Raw genomic sequence first — 14715 nt, forward strand, 5'->3', positions numbered from 1 at the left:
AGTTTGGAGTGTTTCCCGACAGCCAAATTTATTTTATTGTTCCAACGGCAGAAAGCCGTGATGATAATCGCGATAGCAGGAATAATTGAGATATCCCAGCTCCCGGGCTTTTTCGGTCATCGCCCGGCGCTGCGCCTCCGGCTTCTCGGTGTCGGCCGGAACCGCCCACAGCGCCAGCACCCGGAACGGCCGCCTGGCCTGTTCCCGCTTAAAATCGTCGCGAACCTGGCGCATAAAGGTGACAGCCGGATGGTCGGCGGCAAAAAAAGCCGGATTGCAGTTCTCCCAGCAAACCATATCGACATATTTCGCCGCCACCGGCAGTGTCTTTTCCACCGTCCAATTGGAGATCATAATCAACTCCGGATAAGCCTTGCGGATTTTGGCGAGCAGCTCATCCATGCCGCGCAACTGCTCCTGCCGGAGCGATTCCGGCAAATCCGGATGTTCGACATCGGCCAGCGTATCCATAAAGACACCGTCGCAGCCGTAATCAATCACTTCGCTTTGCATCAGCTCAACCACCAGGTCCTGCCAGGCCGGATCGGCCAGATCCATCGCCAGGTTGTCGCCGAAGGGCTGGAACGGCTTGCCGTCCAGTTTGAGAATTTTGGTCAGATCCGCCCGGTCGCGGTAGCGGTGCCAGGAAGCCACCTCCATACAGCTCAGGTAACCGATGACGGTCCGGCCGAGCCGCTTCCAGCCGGCAATCTGTTCTTTCGCCTTGGCGCCGAGCGCCTGCGGATCGATGATGATCATGTCGTATTCGCCCAACTGCCGGAATGCCTCCTCTCCGTCGACCGGCCCGTAATAGAGCACGTAGTTCCGCACTTCCCGTTCCGGTTCCGCCGCCGTGCCGCACAGCGCGGCCAATCCGCAGAGAACCAGCACCATCCAATCACGCAGACACTTCATCATTCGTTCTCCCGCTTTCATCGCTTAAAAATGAACTGCTTTGAATTCCGCCGGCTCCAGGGTCAGCGGCTGTTCTTCGCCATGCAAATGCAGGACGAAACTGCGCGGTCCGACACAATCCAGATTGAGCAGATAAACCCGGTCGTCATACACCGCGTAGCTCAAGTAATCGAGCGTGTCGCCTTCCGCCGAGAGATAGACTTCCCCCTTGCATCGGCCGGCCAGATCGCCGAGGACGGCCCGATAACCGTCGGCCAGCGACTCTTTGCCCGGATATCCCCAACTCAGCAGCAGCCACACTTCCCCCTTGCCGTGTTTCTGCTTGACCAGAAACGGCTTGCCGTCCACCATGCCAACCACCTCGACGGCGTCGCCGAGTTCCACTGCGGCAATCGGTTCGTCTTTCAGCGTCAAGCCGTCGGCCGGTCCGCCGGCAACCCGGCCGGACACCGGTTGCCGACCGGTGACCCTGGCCGACAACAGCGGATTCAGGTCGCCGCCGTAGATCAGGTCTTTGACGGCGTAGTTCGTATATTCCCGGTCGAACCGGGTGGACAGGTGCGGCAGTGACAGAAACAGCGTACCGCCGTTGTCGACATAATCGTTCAGCACCTGGAAGATCGCCGGCGTCATGCTGTTCCAGCCGGAATAGGCAATGAACCGGTAACGCTCCAGATCGGACAGCCGGGTCAAATCCTCAATGCCGACGACGTCGGCCTGGCCGTACGGACTGCCGGCCAGCCAGTAATTCGGATAAGGCGCCAACGCGTTTTCAGCCAGCGGGAAGAGTACCTGCTGCGCGGCCAGGTTGGTCCGTTCCGGATCGCCGTATTTCCAATTCGGGTCCTTCTCCGCGGTCAGATACTGCGCCCAGGCCACAAACCAGTCGACATAAATTCCGACATAACTGTCGCAATTGCCGAGCGCGACGGCGATGTCGGTCCGCGGCGTGCCGGACGCCCGGCGGCCTTCCCGCTTGACGAAATCGTAAAATTCCTTCATCGTCTCCCGGTAACGGCGCGGCGGTTCCTCGTCGTAGGCATAATTCCGTTTCCCGGATTCGGCGGTATAGAAGCCGGCCTGCGTCGTCTGGCTGCCGGATTCCAGCACGATGATCGAGGTTCCCATCAGATACTGTTGATATAATCCGGCCTGCAGCAGCCGGTATTTCTGATCCGACTGGTACGGCACCGGAAAGGTCTGCCACTCTTCGGCCAGCCAGCCGGCCCAGAATTCCGGCTGCCATTTGCGGGCCGCGCCGCGCATTTCACCGGTCGAATAGGCCAGGTTTTGAGCGCCGACTGCATACAGTTCGCCGGAGATGAAATCGATGCCGCCTTCCAGTTCATAATTGGCCAGCGTCGAACCGGAAGTCGAGAAAATATACGGATAGCTCCGGTAATAGCGTTGGGTCCCCTCGCCGATGAACCGGTCGGTGAAATAATCGCGGCACTCTTTGAGGTCGCCCTCCTGCGGAATCCCGCAGGCGTTCGCCGAAGAAATTTCCTGATAAAGGTAGCCGGCATATTCACCGATATTGTTGGTGAGAAAGTATTTGTTCCGGCCGGCTTCGATCAGTTGCCGGACGGCCTCAGGCTCCCGGTATTGATAGATCGTCATCGTATAAATGCCCTGGTCGGCCAATTCCCGGACCAATTCGAGTTCCTCCTCGAACGGCAGATTCGGCACCTTCGGCCAGAATACCGCCAGATTGCCGAGACCGTCCTTGACAAATTCCCGAATATAAAACTGACTGTAATGCTTCTCCTCCAGACGGGGGGCCTCCCAGTTATAGCTCTTGTCGGTCGCGTCCCACTGTTCCTGGGTCTTGTCCGCATCCGGCGTCGCATCGTAGAAACACAAGCCGACCAACACCTGACCGTCCTCCAACGGCGGCGCCACCGTCGTTTCCTGCGGCACGACCTGCGTGGTCACGCTGTTCCGGCTGCCATCCTTCATGACCGCCGTCATTTTCACTTCGAACGGTTCAGTCCGGTCCAGCCGCTGTTTGAAGCTCGGGGTTGCCGTGGTCACCGGCGCCAGGCCGGGTATTTCCCAAATATATTCCGCCACTTCCGCTTCCGGAACCGCCGCCGTCAACCGATAGGTCCGGTTCATGCGGTCCACCCGGGCCGTCAACAGAATCCGCGTCCCCTGCCAGATCGACAGATCGAACCGCCCCTGCGGCGCTTCCCAGGAAACAATCCCGTTCTGGATGAGCAATTCCAGCGGCCGCGACCGGTCATACGACTCCGGCAGCGGAAATTCCAACACGAATTCTTCGCCGGAAGCGATGCGCCCGTAATTGTAAGCATTCGGCATCTCCCGCGGCAACGCCGGATAGGTTTTCACTCCGTCGCTCAGCGCCAGACCGGCTTCCGGAAACATTGTCCAGCCGCACTGCGGATTCTCGACGACGAAGTGCAACGCCACCTTGCCGTCGGCCAGGGCCTGCTCGGTAATCGCTTCCGGCGGCACCGTCAGCCGCAGCGGTTCGGCCAGCGGAATATCCTGCCGGTCGCAAATCGGCACCATCGCCTGAGCCACCCGAAGGCCTGAAATCAACAAGGTTATCGTCATCAATCTCTTAACTGCTCCAATCATCTGGCTTTTTCTCCTTGTCACGTTTCAAAGATATTATTGATAGTGATAATTTAGTTATCTTCATAAAAGATTATAGCAAAATATTGAGAAAAAGTCAATCCCCCCCGCTAAGAAAATTGAAAATTATTTTCCCCCATCTTCCGCCATTTCGGGATCCCCCCAAAACGGTTTTACAACGCCGGCCGGCCGGACCGCCGGCAGCCTGCTCAGCTTTCGCTGGCAAGAGGATTTCCGGAACAAGAAAAAACGAATTTACATCGTGCGCGGCCTTTTCGACCCGTTACCCGGGAGCCGGGCAATCGCCGGCTTTCCCAAATACATACGGCAAAACTTAAATGGTGAGAGTACCGGCGACCGTTTCGCCATTCCGGCCGATAATATCGATGCCGAAATCACGTTATGTCGCCGGTCAATGATCGGGAATCGCCGGGCGGCTGACGATAAATACCGGAATGCCGGCGTTTCTTGAAGATGGTTTCACTCCGGTGGGACCGTAGCGGACGCTTTTTTATTTTTTGAGGTTTTCCGCCGCAATCAGGAACTTGATCTCCTCCGGCCATAAATCCGGGTTGATCGTCTCCAGCACCAGCGGAATTTCATCAATACGCGGGTCCTGCATGATCAACTCGAAAGCCCGCTTGCCCAGCACGCCATGCCCGAGGCTGTCATGCCGGTCCAGGTGACTGCCGAGCTTGCCCTTGGCATCGTTGAGGTGCATACCGCACAACAACTCAAAGCCGATCAGCCGGTCGAATTCAGCCATGACTTTTTCATATCCGTCTTCGGTGGACAGATCGTAACCGGCGGCGAAAGCATGGCAGGTGTCCAGACAGACGCCGACCCGTCCGGGCCGGTCGATCAATTCGATCAGGCGGGCCAGCTGTTCGAAAGCGAAACCGACATTGGTTCCCTGCCCGGCGGTGTTTTCAATCACCGCCTTGACGCCGTCGACTTCCGCCACGGCAATCCGCACCGATTCGGCGATCCGTTTCAGACAATCCTCCAGCGGGATTTCATGCAGGTAGCTCCCCGGATGGAAATTCAGATACAGCAAACCCAACTGCCGGCAACGCTGCATCTCATCGACAAATGCCCGGCGGGATTGCTCCAATTTTCCGTCATCCGGCTGGCCGAGGTTGATCAAATAGCCATCGTGCGGCAGAATGCTCTGCGGCGAAAAATGATGCAGGCGGCAATTCTCCCGGAAAGCGGCGATTGATTCTTCCTTCAACGGCGGCGACTGCCACTGCCGCTGGTTCTTGGTGAACATTGCAAAGCCTCTGGCGCCGATGGCCGCCGCGTTCAACGGCGCATTCTCGACGCCGCCGGCGATGCTGACATGCGCTCCGACATATTTCATCTTTCACCTCCACAATCGGTTCAATGTTCTTTTAGCCGTAATCAATGTATCATCAAATCGCCCGAATGGCAAAGACCCGCGGCCAAAACGAAAGACAAATCACCGAATTCGTTTATTCAATACTTGAAAATTAAATTCAATAGGATTATTTTTTATTTATGATTGTTGTCATGACGATCAGAGCTGTTTTTTCCGATATCTGAAATTCAGTGTTTTCGACAATGTACACGAAACCTCGCCAGGGTTGTTACAGCACATCCGGTCGAAAAGGAAAAGCCGGCAAGTTTTGTCTAGGACTTGCTGGGCGTTCTCTTTTCGTGGATGTGTGGGTTTTCTGGCGAGGGCCTCGTGTAAGACGACAGGGAACGCCCTCTTTCCATAAGGAGTGTTCCTTTTTAAACAGGTGAAGGTGCGCCTTATGGAGCTAGAACAGTTCATTTTGAAAACCCTGCTGGAGCTGCAGCGCAATTATCCCGGCAAAGTCCAGCTTGTCAGTTACCCGCGTTGCAGCATTGTGGAAGGCAGTACCGTCTTTCTCATAGAATTGCCTAATTTGCACTGTCCGGCGCTGGAGGTTCGTTTAAGCTGCCAGGGCGGCTTGTGGAAGTTCAGTATGAGCGCGCCGCTGGTCCATCCCTTCAAAGACCGGCGGCAGCTGCTGGCCCGTCTCGCCCGACAGACCTGGCCGGCCGATGATTATACGCTGGCAATCGGCAGCGGTCTGGAAGTCACGCTGCAGAGCACTTTCGCCGCCTCGGCGCTGAATTGCGAGCTGCAGCCGGCGATGGTGAACTTCATCGCCGCAGCCGACCGGCTGAACAACTGCCTCAATCAGGAAAATTGACGAAAAAAACATTCCGCCGCTTGCCGCAACTGCTTTAGCAGGATATATTATGTACTTCCTGTCCCCGGAGAGCGGGACGGGCAAGGTTTCATTTACAACAACAAAACCAGAAGGTGCCTTCCGGGAAAACGAGAAATCCGGGAAAGGTGCCGCAACCGGAACAAGGAGTCTTTCATGGCTAAAATCACGATCAAGGACCTGTTGGAAGCGGGCTGTCACTTCGGACACCAGACCAAACGCTGGAATCCGAAAATGAAACATTATGTCTACGGAGCCAAGAACGGTATTTCGATCATTGACCTGACCAAAACGATGCATCAGATCAGCGATGCCTGCAATTTCCTGCAGCATGTCGTCATGGACGGCGGCGATATTCTGGTTGTCGGCACCAAGCGCCAGGCGCAGCAGATTACCCGCGAGATCGCCGAAGCGACCGGAATGTATTACGTCGCCGAACGCTGGATGGGCGGCACGCTGACCAATATCGTCACCATTCGCAAGAGCATCAACAAAATGCACGAGCTGGACAAAGTGCTTGAAGGCGACGCCGCCAAATCGATGAAGAAAAAAGAGCTGTCCAAAAGCGCCCGGCTGGCGGAGCGCCTGCACCGCGACCTCGACGGCATCGCGTCGATGAAGCGTCTGCCGGCGGCGATGATCATCATCGACGTCTGCCATGACAACATCGCTGTCCGCGAAGCCAACAAACTGAATATCCCGGTCGTCGCCATCGTCGATACCAATGGCGATCCGGAACCGATCAATTATCCGGTCGTCGCCAACGACGACGCGGTCAAATCGATCAAGATCATCACCGATCTGTTTGTCGACGCGATCAAGGTCGCCAAGGAAGTCTACCAGAAGCGGGTCGTCGAAGAGCGTGCCGCCAAGGAAGCCGAGAAGAAGAAAGAAGCCGACGAGAAGGCGGAAAAAGCGGCCGCCGAAAAGACGGAACGTCCGGCCCGCCGTCCGCGCCGCAAAGCCGACGACGAAGCGGCCGCCGAAAAGGAAGCGGCGCAGCCGGTGGTGGAAAGCGCTGCCGAATAATGCCGGCAGGCAAGTCGATTACTGAAATTAACTCTTTGAAGCAAGGAAGTGAATGCTATGGCGATTACTGCTGAAATGGTGAAAGAACTCCGGGACAAGACCGGCGCCGGAATGATGGATTGCAAGAAAGCGTTGAGCGAAGCCGGCGGCGATATGGAAAAAGCGGTCGAAGTATTGCGCAAATCCGGCGTGGCCAAGGCGGAGAAGAAATCCGGCCGGGCGACCAAGGAAGGCAAAATCATTACCAGGATCACCGGCGGCAAAGGCGCGATGGTTGAAGTGCTGTGCGAAACCGATTTCGTCGCCACCAATGAGAAGTTCATCAACTTCATCAACGGCATTGTCGAACGGACGCTGGAACTCGACGGCGATGGCTGTGTCACCGAAAAGGCGCAGGCGGCCGAACAGGAAAATATGGTCGCCATGATTGCGACCATCGGTGAAAACATGCAGTTGCGCCGGGCGGCCAGGTGGGTCACCAACGGCAAATTGGCCTCTTATTTGCACATGGGCGGCCGGATCGGCGTCATGGTCGATGTCGAAGGCGAAACCGATGAAGCGTTTCTCAACGACCTGTGCATGCACATCGCGGCCTTCAAGCCGGATTACATCTGTCCGAACTGCATCGATGCCGACGTCATCGCCAAGGAGCGTGAAATCGCCGCCGCCCAGTTGACCGGCAAACCGGCCAACATCATCGACAAGATCGTCGACGGCAAGCTGAACAAGTGGTACAGCGAAGTCTGTCTGCTGCGTCAGCCCTGGATCAAGGACGACAAAACCTGCCTTGCCAAATTGAAACCCAATTTGAAGGTCAACCGTTTCCTGCGCTGGGAAGTCGGCGAGGAACTCTGAGCATTTCCCGTCCCGGGAATGATTCATCAAGCAGAAGTCGGGCAACTGTCTTCTGCTTTTCTTTTTTAATTGAACCGACAAGGAAAATGCTTCAATGACTTTCGAAGAACTTTACCGGATCGCCCGAACGACATTGCGGCCGCGTCAATTGTCGAGAAGCAGCAGCGCCGGTTCCGTCGCGGCGGCGCTGCTGGCCGGGGACGGCAACGTCTATACCGGTGTCTGCATCGACACTCCCTGTTCGATGGGCTTCTGTGCCGAGCACGCCGCAATTGCCGCCATGGTCACCGCCGGCGAAAGCCGGATCGTCAGGCTATGCGCGGTCATGGAGGATGGAACGCCGGGGGCGCCGTGCGGCCGCTGCCGGGAGTTCATCTGCCAGATCGACGATGAAAATTTCCGCTGTGAAGTCCTGTTGCCGGACTGGACGACGATTACCGTCGATGAACTGCTGCCGCGGCGCTGGAACTGAAAAACCGCCGCCGGCAACCGACTTTTTCCGGAAAAAACTGGCTTTTTGCCCGTCGCGGCGGTATATTATTACTTAACTTGTGATTCAGGAACTTATGGCATGAAAACTTTTGATGAGTTATTTGTTGAATTGAAGAACAAAGCGGCGGCGGCCGACCCGAATTCCGGTACCGTGAAGGAATTGGCCAAAGGCAAACATTTCATCGGCAAAAAAGTGGTGGAAGAAGCCGGTGAAGTGTGGATGGCGGCGGAATACGAAGGACGCGAAAAAACGGCGGAGGAAATTTCCCAGTTGCTCTACCATCTGCAGGTGATGATGATCGCCAACGAGCTGGAATTGGAAGACGTCTATCGCTATCTCTAAACATGCCCCGGCGTCAGCCTGCCGGGCGGAAAGGATTTTTTATTATGCTCCAACTGGCGATTCCCAACAAAGGCGCGCTGTCGGAAGATGCGGTGCTGCTGTTGAAAGAAGCAGGTTATAAATGTACCCGTTACGGCCGGGAATTGATCGTCTCCGACCGTGCCAATGAAATCGACTTCGTCTTTTTACGGCCGCGCGACATCGCCATTTACGTCGGCAACGGCATTCTGCCGCTCGGCATCACCGGGCGCGATCTGGCGATCGACAGCAATGCCGAGGTGGCCGAATTACAGGCGTTGAACTTCGGCAAATCGTCCTTCCGCTATGCGATTCCCCAGGAAAAAGAACTCCGGCCGGAAGAGTTCGGCGCGCTGCGGATCGCCACATCCTACGCCGAAGTGGTCCGCAAGGATCTCGCCAGACGCGGCATCCGGAATCCGACGATCGTCAAGCTGGACGGCGCAGTGGAAATCTCCGTTCAACTCGGCGTCGCCGACGTCATCGCCGATGTCGTCGAATCTGGACGGACGCTGCAGGAAGCCGGTTTGAAAGTGGTCGGTGAACCGCTGCTGCAGTCGGAAGCCATCCTGATCGGCCGCAACCGGAACGTGGCGGAACAGCCGGAAGTCAGGCGGCTGCTGGCCAGGCTGCGCGGCATCCTGCTGGCCAGGACTTACGCGATGGTCGAATACGACATTCCGCGCCAGCAGTTGGAAGCCGCCTGCGCGATCACGCCCGGCATCGAATCGCCGACTATTTCGCCGTTGAGCAATCCGGACTGGGTCGCCGTCAAAGCGATGATTCTGCAGCGGGAAGTCAATCACATCATGGATGAGCTTTACGACATCGGCGCCCGCGGCATCATCGTCAACGACATCCGCTCCTGCCGGATTTGAACCGGGGGGAAACGGCGATGAGTAAAGTTCTGGATCGGGCCCGCGAGGTTTTCGATATTGAAATCACCGGCCTGGAAACGGTCAAAGCCAATCTCGGCGATTCGTTCGAACAACTGGTCGCCAAGTGCTACGCCACGCTCGAACAGGGCGGCAAACTGGTGGTTACCGGCGTCGGCAAAAGCGGCTACATCGGCAAAAAAATGGCGGCAACCCTGGCCAGTCTGGGTTCGCCGTCGGTTTTCATGCATCCGGTCGAAGCGCTGCACGGCGATCTCGGCATCATGCAGCGGCACGATCTGCTGATCGCACTCAGCTACAGCGGCGAAACCGAAGAGCTGCTCAATGTGCTGGTACCGGCCAAACGGCTGGGAATCGAGCTGGTGGCGATTACCGGATTTGCCACTTCCCGGCTGGCCAAAATGAGCGAATTGACCGTCGAAATGGCGGTTCCGCAGGAGGCCTGTCCCTTCAATCTGGCTCCGACGACGACGACGACGGCACTGCTGGCGCTCGGCGACGCGCTGGCGCTGGTGCTGCTGCAGGAACGCGGCTTCACCAAAGCCGATTACGGCCGGCTGCACCCCGGCGGCGCCATCGGCCGGGCGGTGACGATGCGCACTGCCGATATCATGCGTACCGGCGAGCGCTTTGCCGTCGTCAAACCGGGCAGCAAAGTGCGGGAAGCACTGCTGGCGATGAGTTCCGCCCGCTGCGGCTGCGCGATCATCGCCGATGACGACGGCACCCTGCAGGGCATTTTCACCGATGGCGATTTTCGCCGGGCGGCGGAGAAGGACCTGGCCGTTTTGACCCGGACGATGGCGGAAGTGATGACACCCAAACCATTCCACGTCCGGCAGGATGCCCTGGCCGTCGAAGCGGTGAAAATGGTCGAAGACCGTCATATCAATGCGATCGTCGTCGTCGACGACGCCCAAAAGGTGGTCGGCCTGATCGATATCCAGGATTTACCCGGCTTGAAACTGTTGTAAAAAATCAGATCCGGAGGAAAACGATGGCGGCGGCACCAACTCTATGGCAGAAATTCGTGACCGGTTATCTGGCGGTTCTGACGCTGCTGATGCCGCTGAAATTCGGTTCACTGGTCGGGTTGCCGCAGGCGCCGGGCTACTATCCGGCGGAGTGGTTCCCCTGGTTGATCATCACCTGGCCGGTGATGCTGTTCCCGATGCTGGCGGCCGGCGGCCTGGCGCTGTCGGTGGCGGCGTTTCCGTACCGTTTCGCCTGGCACGCCCCGTTGAGCAAATCGCTGTTCTGGTGGCTGGCGGCGTTTCTCTCTGCATTTCTGGGCCTGATTGGAGCCTCCACCGCCGATTACGGCTGGATTGAGCTGGTTCACCTGGGAGGGCTGGCCGCCTATGCGCTGAGCGTCTGCCGGCTGCTGATCGCATTGCCGTCGACGGCAACGTTTTTATTGTACACGGCGGCGGTCGGTTCGTTGCTGAGCGTCCTGAGCGGTGCGGAACAATTTTTCTTCGGCTTCGACCGTCAGGCGGAATATCTGGAACAGCAATTGGCTGCCGGCGCCCGGATCGCGGCGGATCTTCAGGTCAAAATGCTGGATCGGCGCATCTACGGCAACTTCACGGTCTGCAACACGCTGGCCGGTTACCTGCTGCTGACCGGGCCGCTGCTGTGGTGGGCCACCTGGCGCTTTTTCCGCCGCTTTGATCCGCCGAAAGTGACGTTGGGCATTTTCATGCCGATCGTCACGGCGCTGCTGCTGCTATGTTACTTCGGCACCAAAAGCCGCGCCTCATTTCTGGCACTGCTGATCACCCTGGTGCTCGGCGCCGTCCTGTTTTCACGCCGGCAAGTCGTCCGTTACGGCGCAATACTGCTGACGATCGCGACAGTGCTCGGCGGCGCGTGGTACATCCACCACTACGGACGCGGTTTCGACTCCATGCTGGTGCGTTTCGATTACTCGATTCAAGCCTTCAAAATGATGTGCCGGCAGCCGTTGACCGGCACCGGCTGGGGAGATTTCTTCTACGACTACATGGCCGGCAAACTCATCGAGTCCGACGAAGCGCCGCATACGCCGCATAATTTGATCATGGCGTTCGGCAGCCAATGCGGACTTCTGAGTTTCCTGGCCGTTCTCGGCGCCGTTCTCTATCCATTGCTCAAGGGGGCAATCGAGCTGAAACGCCGTCAAAAAGCCGGCAGGCTGCCGTTTCTGCCGGCAGCATTGTGGTTCGGCTTGGTCGCCTTCTATTTCCACGCGTTGGTCGACACCCATCTGCAAATTCCCGGCCTGATGGGGACCGTACTGCTGTTGAACTTTTATTTGATGTGGCTGCTGCAACCGGAAGAAAACGTTCCGATACCGGCTCTTTCTCTACGAATATCCGCTAATGTATTACTGCTGTTGACGGCGGCGGTCGTTTTCGGCGGCGGCTGGCGGCTGTTGCGGGCGGATTTCCGGATGAGCCGGCTGGATGAACTCTGTCAGGCGGACAGCCAGGGCGGCTCCGCCCACCGCTTCGTCACCGCCGCGGAAATCAAAGCGGCGGCCGGGCGGGCCGTCGAAGCGCAACCCGGCTCCCCCTTCCCGTATCTGGCGGCGGCGGATTATTTCGTGAAGCGCCGTCAACTGTCCGAAGCGAAAGAATACTTCGAGAAAGCGCTGCCGTTGTCGCCGGAGCGGGCCGCCACCTACCAGCGGCTGGCCTTCATAGCCCTCGAACAACGGCGTTACGACGAAGCCGAGGCGCTGGCGTCCGAGGCCATCCGGCGCTTTCCGCACAAAGAAGAATATCACCAATTGCTCGACGAGATCAGGACCAGAAAATCAAAAAGCCCGGTTCAGGACTAATTCCACCGGGTGCGCGGAGCAATATAAGTCAAGTGCCGTCGTTGCTTTGGATCTCCGGCGGCATTTCAACTGCAAGCGCTTGGGCTCACAGCATCCGGATGCCGCAATTACTTTCCATCTTCTCGGCATTTTACGAGATCACCGCCAACATTTGACGAAAACAGTCGGGCCGGAAACGCTTATTTTTCCTCCCGTGCCTCCCGTAAGATAATGCACCGTCTTTCAAAAAGCGTCCGCTAGCCGTCTGTCGTGTGGCGTCCAGTTTTTTTTGGGGGGATGTCGAAACAAAAAGACCCCCTTATGCATGCCGGGTGCGACCGTAATGCCAAAGGGGGTAAGATAAAGATCCGGCGTCGTGCTACTCTCCCACACTCGTATGTGCAGTACCATCGCCGCAGAAGCCCTTAACTACCGTGTTCGGGAAGGGAACGTGTGTTTCAACTTCGCTATGGGCGCCGGAATAAAAAATCAATTTAAGAAGAGTCTGAATGAAGCGAGCAACTCATATAAACAACTGAGTCTTGCAACTTTTTCGGCATAGCTCCCCTTTTTTTTGAAAGGGAAACGATGAAGAAAAAGGTGGTTAAGCCTCACGGCTGATTAGTACTGCTAAGCTGAACTCATTGCTGAGCTTACACCTGCAGCCTATCGAGGTTGTAGTCTTCAACCTGCCTTCAGTCTAAAAGAAGGGATATCTTGTCTTCGGGCGGGCTTGGCGCTTAGATGCTTTCAGCGCTTATCCGTTCCCAACATAGCTACCCGACAGTGCCGCTGACGCGACAATCGGAACACCAGAGGTTAGTCATTCCCGGTCCTCTCGTACTAAGGAATGCTCCCGTCAAATATCCTGCGCCTGCGGAGGATAAGGACCGAACTGTCTTACGACGTTCTGAACCCAACTCGCGTACCACTTTAATCGGCGAACAGCCGAACCCTTGGGACCTTCTACAGCCCCAGGATGTGATGAGTCGACATCGAGGTGCCAAACAGCGGCGTCGCTATGGACGCTTGGCCGCTATCAGCCTGTTATCCCCAGAGTACCTTTTATCCGTTAAGCAACGACGATTCCACATTCCATCGCTGGATCACTAGGCCCTGCTTTCGCAACTGTTCGACCTGTCGGTCTTACAGTAAAGCACACTTCTACCCTTACGCTCTGCACACGATTGCCAACCGTGTTGAGTGTACCTTCGGGCTCCTCCGTTATGATTTAGGAGGAAACCGCCCCAGTCAAACTGACCCTCTGACACTGTTCCCTGACCGGCTTCACGGTTCGGGGTTAGATATTCAATTACAACAGGGTGGTATTTCACCTGTGGCTCCACCGGTACTGGCGTAGCGGCTTCACAGCCTCCCACCTATGCTACACAATCATAACCAAATACCAATATCAGATTACAGTAAAGGTTCATGGGGTCTTTCCGTCCTTCCGCAGGTATCCGGCATTTTCACCGGAATTACAACTTCGCCGAGATCCACGTTGAGACAGTGCTGGCATCGTTACACGATTCGTGCAGGTCGGAACTTACCCGACAAGGAATTTCGCTACCTTAGGACCGTTATAGTTACGGCCGACATTCACCAGGGCTTCAGTTTGAAGCTTCGCTTGCGCTAACCTCTCCCCTTGACCTTTTGGCATTGGTCACGTGTCACTCCCTATACATCCTCTTACGAGTTAGCAGAGAGCTGTGTTTTTGTTAAACAGTCGCACCAGCCTCTTTGTTGCAACCGTCGCAGGCTTGGGGAGCAAGTCCCTACACCATGACGGCACCCCTTATTCCGAAGTTACGGGGTCAATTTGCCGAGTTCCTTAACGTGGTTTCTCTCGCGCACCTTAGGCTTCTCGCCTCACCTACCTGTGTCGGTTTACGGTACGGATACCTGATCATCAAACGCTTAGAAGTTTTTCTCGTCAGCGTAGCATCGATAAATTCGTCGAAACTTGCGTTCCAACTACCTTACACCTCTGGGGCATATGTGATACGCATTTGACTGTATCACGCCTTAATGGCTTCGACCAACACTTTCAATCGTTGGCTCATCTAGCATACTGCGTCGCTCCATCACTACGATCAGATAGTACAGGAATATTAACCTGTTGTCCATCGACTACGCCTTTCGGCCTCGCCTTAGGGTCCGACTAACCCTGGGCGGACGAACCTTCCCCAGGAATCCTTAGGTTTTCGGTGACCGGAATTCTCATCCGGTTTTTCGCTACTCATGCCTGCATGGTCACTTGTATAAAGTCCACCTCCGATCTCTCATCGGCTTCTACCCATATACAACGCTCTTCTACCACTGTAACAATTGTTACAATCCGCGGCTTCGGTTTTAAGCTTCAGTCCCGATCATCTTCGGCGCAGAATCACTCGACCAGTGAGCTATTACGCACTCTTTAAATGATGGCTGCCTCTAAGCCAACATCCTGGCTGTTTATGCAACTCCACATCCTTCAACCACTAAGCTTAAATTTGGGACCTTAACCGGCGGTCTGGGCTGTCTCCCTTTCGACAATGA

The 14715-nt window shown here is 56.4% G+C and carries 11 protein-coding genes and 2 rRNA genes (1 of these 13 running past the window's edge); 8 read left to right on the forward strand and 5 right to left on the reverse strand.

Translation table 11 applies throughout. From position 1 onward, the window contains the following. Positions 1-33: 33 nt before the first annotated feature. The 3 genes from HWX74_RS04740 to nfo all read right to left on the reverse strand — a co-directional run bounded on the left by HWX74_RS04740 (position 34) and on the right by nfo (position 4879). A complete protein-coding gene (locus tag HWX74_RS04740) occupies positions 34-918 on the reverse strand; it encodes an endo alpha-1,4 polygalactosaminidase (protein ID WP_176012456.1) in 885 nt (294 codons plus the stop codon). A 21-nt stretch (positions 919-939) separates the two neighbouring features. Continuing rightward, positions 940-3519 carry a hypothetical protein gene (locus HWX74_RS04745; RefSeq protein ID WP_176012457.1) on the reverse strand — a complete coding sequence of 860 codons (2580 nt, stop codon included), beginning with the start codon at positions 3517-3519 and terminating at the stop codon, positions 940-942. Between the two features lie 508 nt (positions 3520-4027). Continuing rightward, positions 4028-4879, reverse strand: coding sequence for a deoxyribonuclease IV (nfo, locus tag HWX74_RS04750; RefSeq protein ID WP_176012458.1), 852 nt, complete (start codon positions 4877-4879; stop codon positions 4028-4030). Positions 4880-5297: 418 nt separating this feature from the next. Between nfo and HWX74_RS04755 the strand changes: the two genes are divergently transcribed. From HWX74_RS04755 to HWX74_RS04790, 8 genes are all read left to right on the forward strand, one after another. Then, on the forward strand, positions 5298-5723 hold the full coding sequence (locus HWX74_RS04755) for a hypothetical protein (protein ID WP_176012459.1): 426 nt from the start codon (positions 5298-5300) through the stop codon (positions 5721-5723). A 174-nt stretch (positions 5724-5897) separates the two neighbouring features. Continuing rightward, positions 5898-6770 (forward strand): 30S ribosomal protein S2, encoded by an 873-nt coding sequence (gene rpsB / locus HWX74_RS04760; protein ID WP_176012460.1) that lies wholly within the window; start codon positions 5898-5900, stop codon positions 6768-6770. 57 nt (positions 6771-6827) lie between these two features. Continuing rightward, complete coding sequence (gene tsf, locus HWX74_RS04765) at positions 6828-7625, forward strand: translation elongation factor Ts (RefSeq protein ID WP_176012461.1); 798 nt, start codon at positions 6828-6830, stop codon at positions 7623-7625. A 94-nt stretch (positions 7626-7719) separates the two neighbouring features. After that, positions 7720-8097 (forward strand): cytidine deaminase, encoded by a 378-nt coding sequence (locus tag HWX74_RS04770; protein WP_176012462.1) that lies wholly within the window; start codon positions 7720-7722, stop codon positions 8095-8097. A 99-nt stretch (positions 8098-8196) separates the two neighbouring features. Beyond that, positions 8197-8460, forward strand: coding sequence for a phosphoribosyl-ATP diphosphatase (locus HWX74_RS04775; protein ID WP_176012463.1), 264 nt, complete (start codon positions 8197-8199; stop codon positions 8458-8460). A gap of 44 nt (positions 8461-8504) precedes the next feature. Beyond that, positions 8505-9356, forward strand: a complete 852-nt coding sequence (gene hisG, locus HWX74_RS04780; RefSeq protein ID WP_176012464.1) for an ATP phosphoribosyltransferase — start codon at positions 8505-8507, stop codon at positions 9354-9356. A gap of 17 nt (positions 9357-9373) precedes the next feature. Continuing rightward, complete coding sequence (locus HWX74_RS04785) at positions 9374-10348, forward strand: SIS domain-containing protein (RefSeq protein WP_176012465.1); 975 nt, start codon at positions 9374-9376, stop codon at positions 10346-10348. 23 nt (positions 10349-10371) lie between these two features. Beyond that, the gene (locus HWX74_RS04790) at positions 10372-12198 is read left to right on the forward strand and encodes an O-antigen ligase family protein (RefSeq protein ID WP_176012466.1); all 1827 of its coding nucleotides are present in this window, start codon (positions 10372-10374) and stop codon (positions 12196-12198) included. 345 nt (positions 12199-12543) lie between these two features. Here HWX74_RS04790 and rrf read toward each other — a convergent pair. Next, positions 12544-12658, reverse strand: a 5S ribosomal RNA gene (gene rrf, locus HWX74_RS04795). 119 nt (positions 12659-12777) lie between these two features. Continuing rightward, positions 12778-14715, reverse strand: a 23S ribosomal RNA gene (locus HWX74_RS04800) (it continues 990 nt past the right edge of the window).

Source organism: Victivallis sp. Marseille-Q1083 (assembly GCF_903645315.1).
Classification (GTDB): domain Bacteria; phylum Verrucomicrobiota; class Lentisphaeria; order Victivallales; family Victivallaceae; genus UMGS1518.

Coding starts and splice junctions, on each gene's coding strand:
- HWX74_RS04745 (WP_176012457.1), bottom strand. CDS start 3,519: ATGATTGGAGCAGTTAAGAGATTGATGACGATAACCTTGTTGATTTCA.
- tsf (WP_176012461.1), top strand. CDS start 6,828: ATGGCGATTACTGCTGAAATGGTGAAAGAACTCCGGGACAAGACCGGC.
- HWX74_RS04770 (WP_176012462.1), top strand. CDS start 7,720: ATGACTTTCGAAGAACTTTACCGGATCGCCCGAACGACATTGCGGCCG.
- HWX74_RS04755 (WP_176012459.1), top strand. CDS start 5,298: ATGGAGCTAGAACAGTTCATTTTGAAAACCCTGCTGGAGCTGCAGCGC.
- HWX74_RS04775 (WP_176012463.1), top strand. CDS start 8,197: ATGAAAACTTTTGATGAGTTATTTGTTGAATTGAAGAACAAAGCGGCG.
- HWX74_RS04740 (WP_176012456.1), bottom strand. CDS start 918: ATGATGAAGTGTCTGCGTGATTGGATGGTGCTGGTTCTCTGCGGATTG.
- rpsB (WP_176012460.1), top strand. CDS start 5,898: ATGGCTAAAATCACGATCAAGGACCTGTTGGAAGCGGGCTGTCACTTC.
- HWX74_RS04785 (WP_176012465.1), top strand. CDS start 9,374: ATGAGTAAAGTTCTGGATCGGGCCCGCGAGGTTTTCGATATTGAAATC.
- hisG (WP_176012464.1), top strand. CDS start 8,505: ATGCTCCAACTGGCGATTCCCAACAAAGGCGCGCTGTCGGAAGATGCG.
- nfo (WP_176012458.1), bottom strand. CDS start 4,879: ATGAAATATGTCGGAGCGCATGTCAGCATCGCCGGCGGCGTCGAGAAT.
- HWX74_RS04790 (WP_176012466.1), top strand. CDS start 10,372: ATGGCGGCGGCACCAACTCTATGGCAGAAATTCGTGACCGGTTATCTG.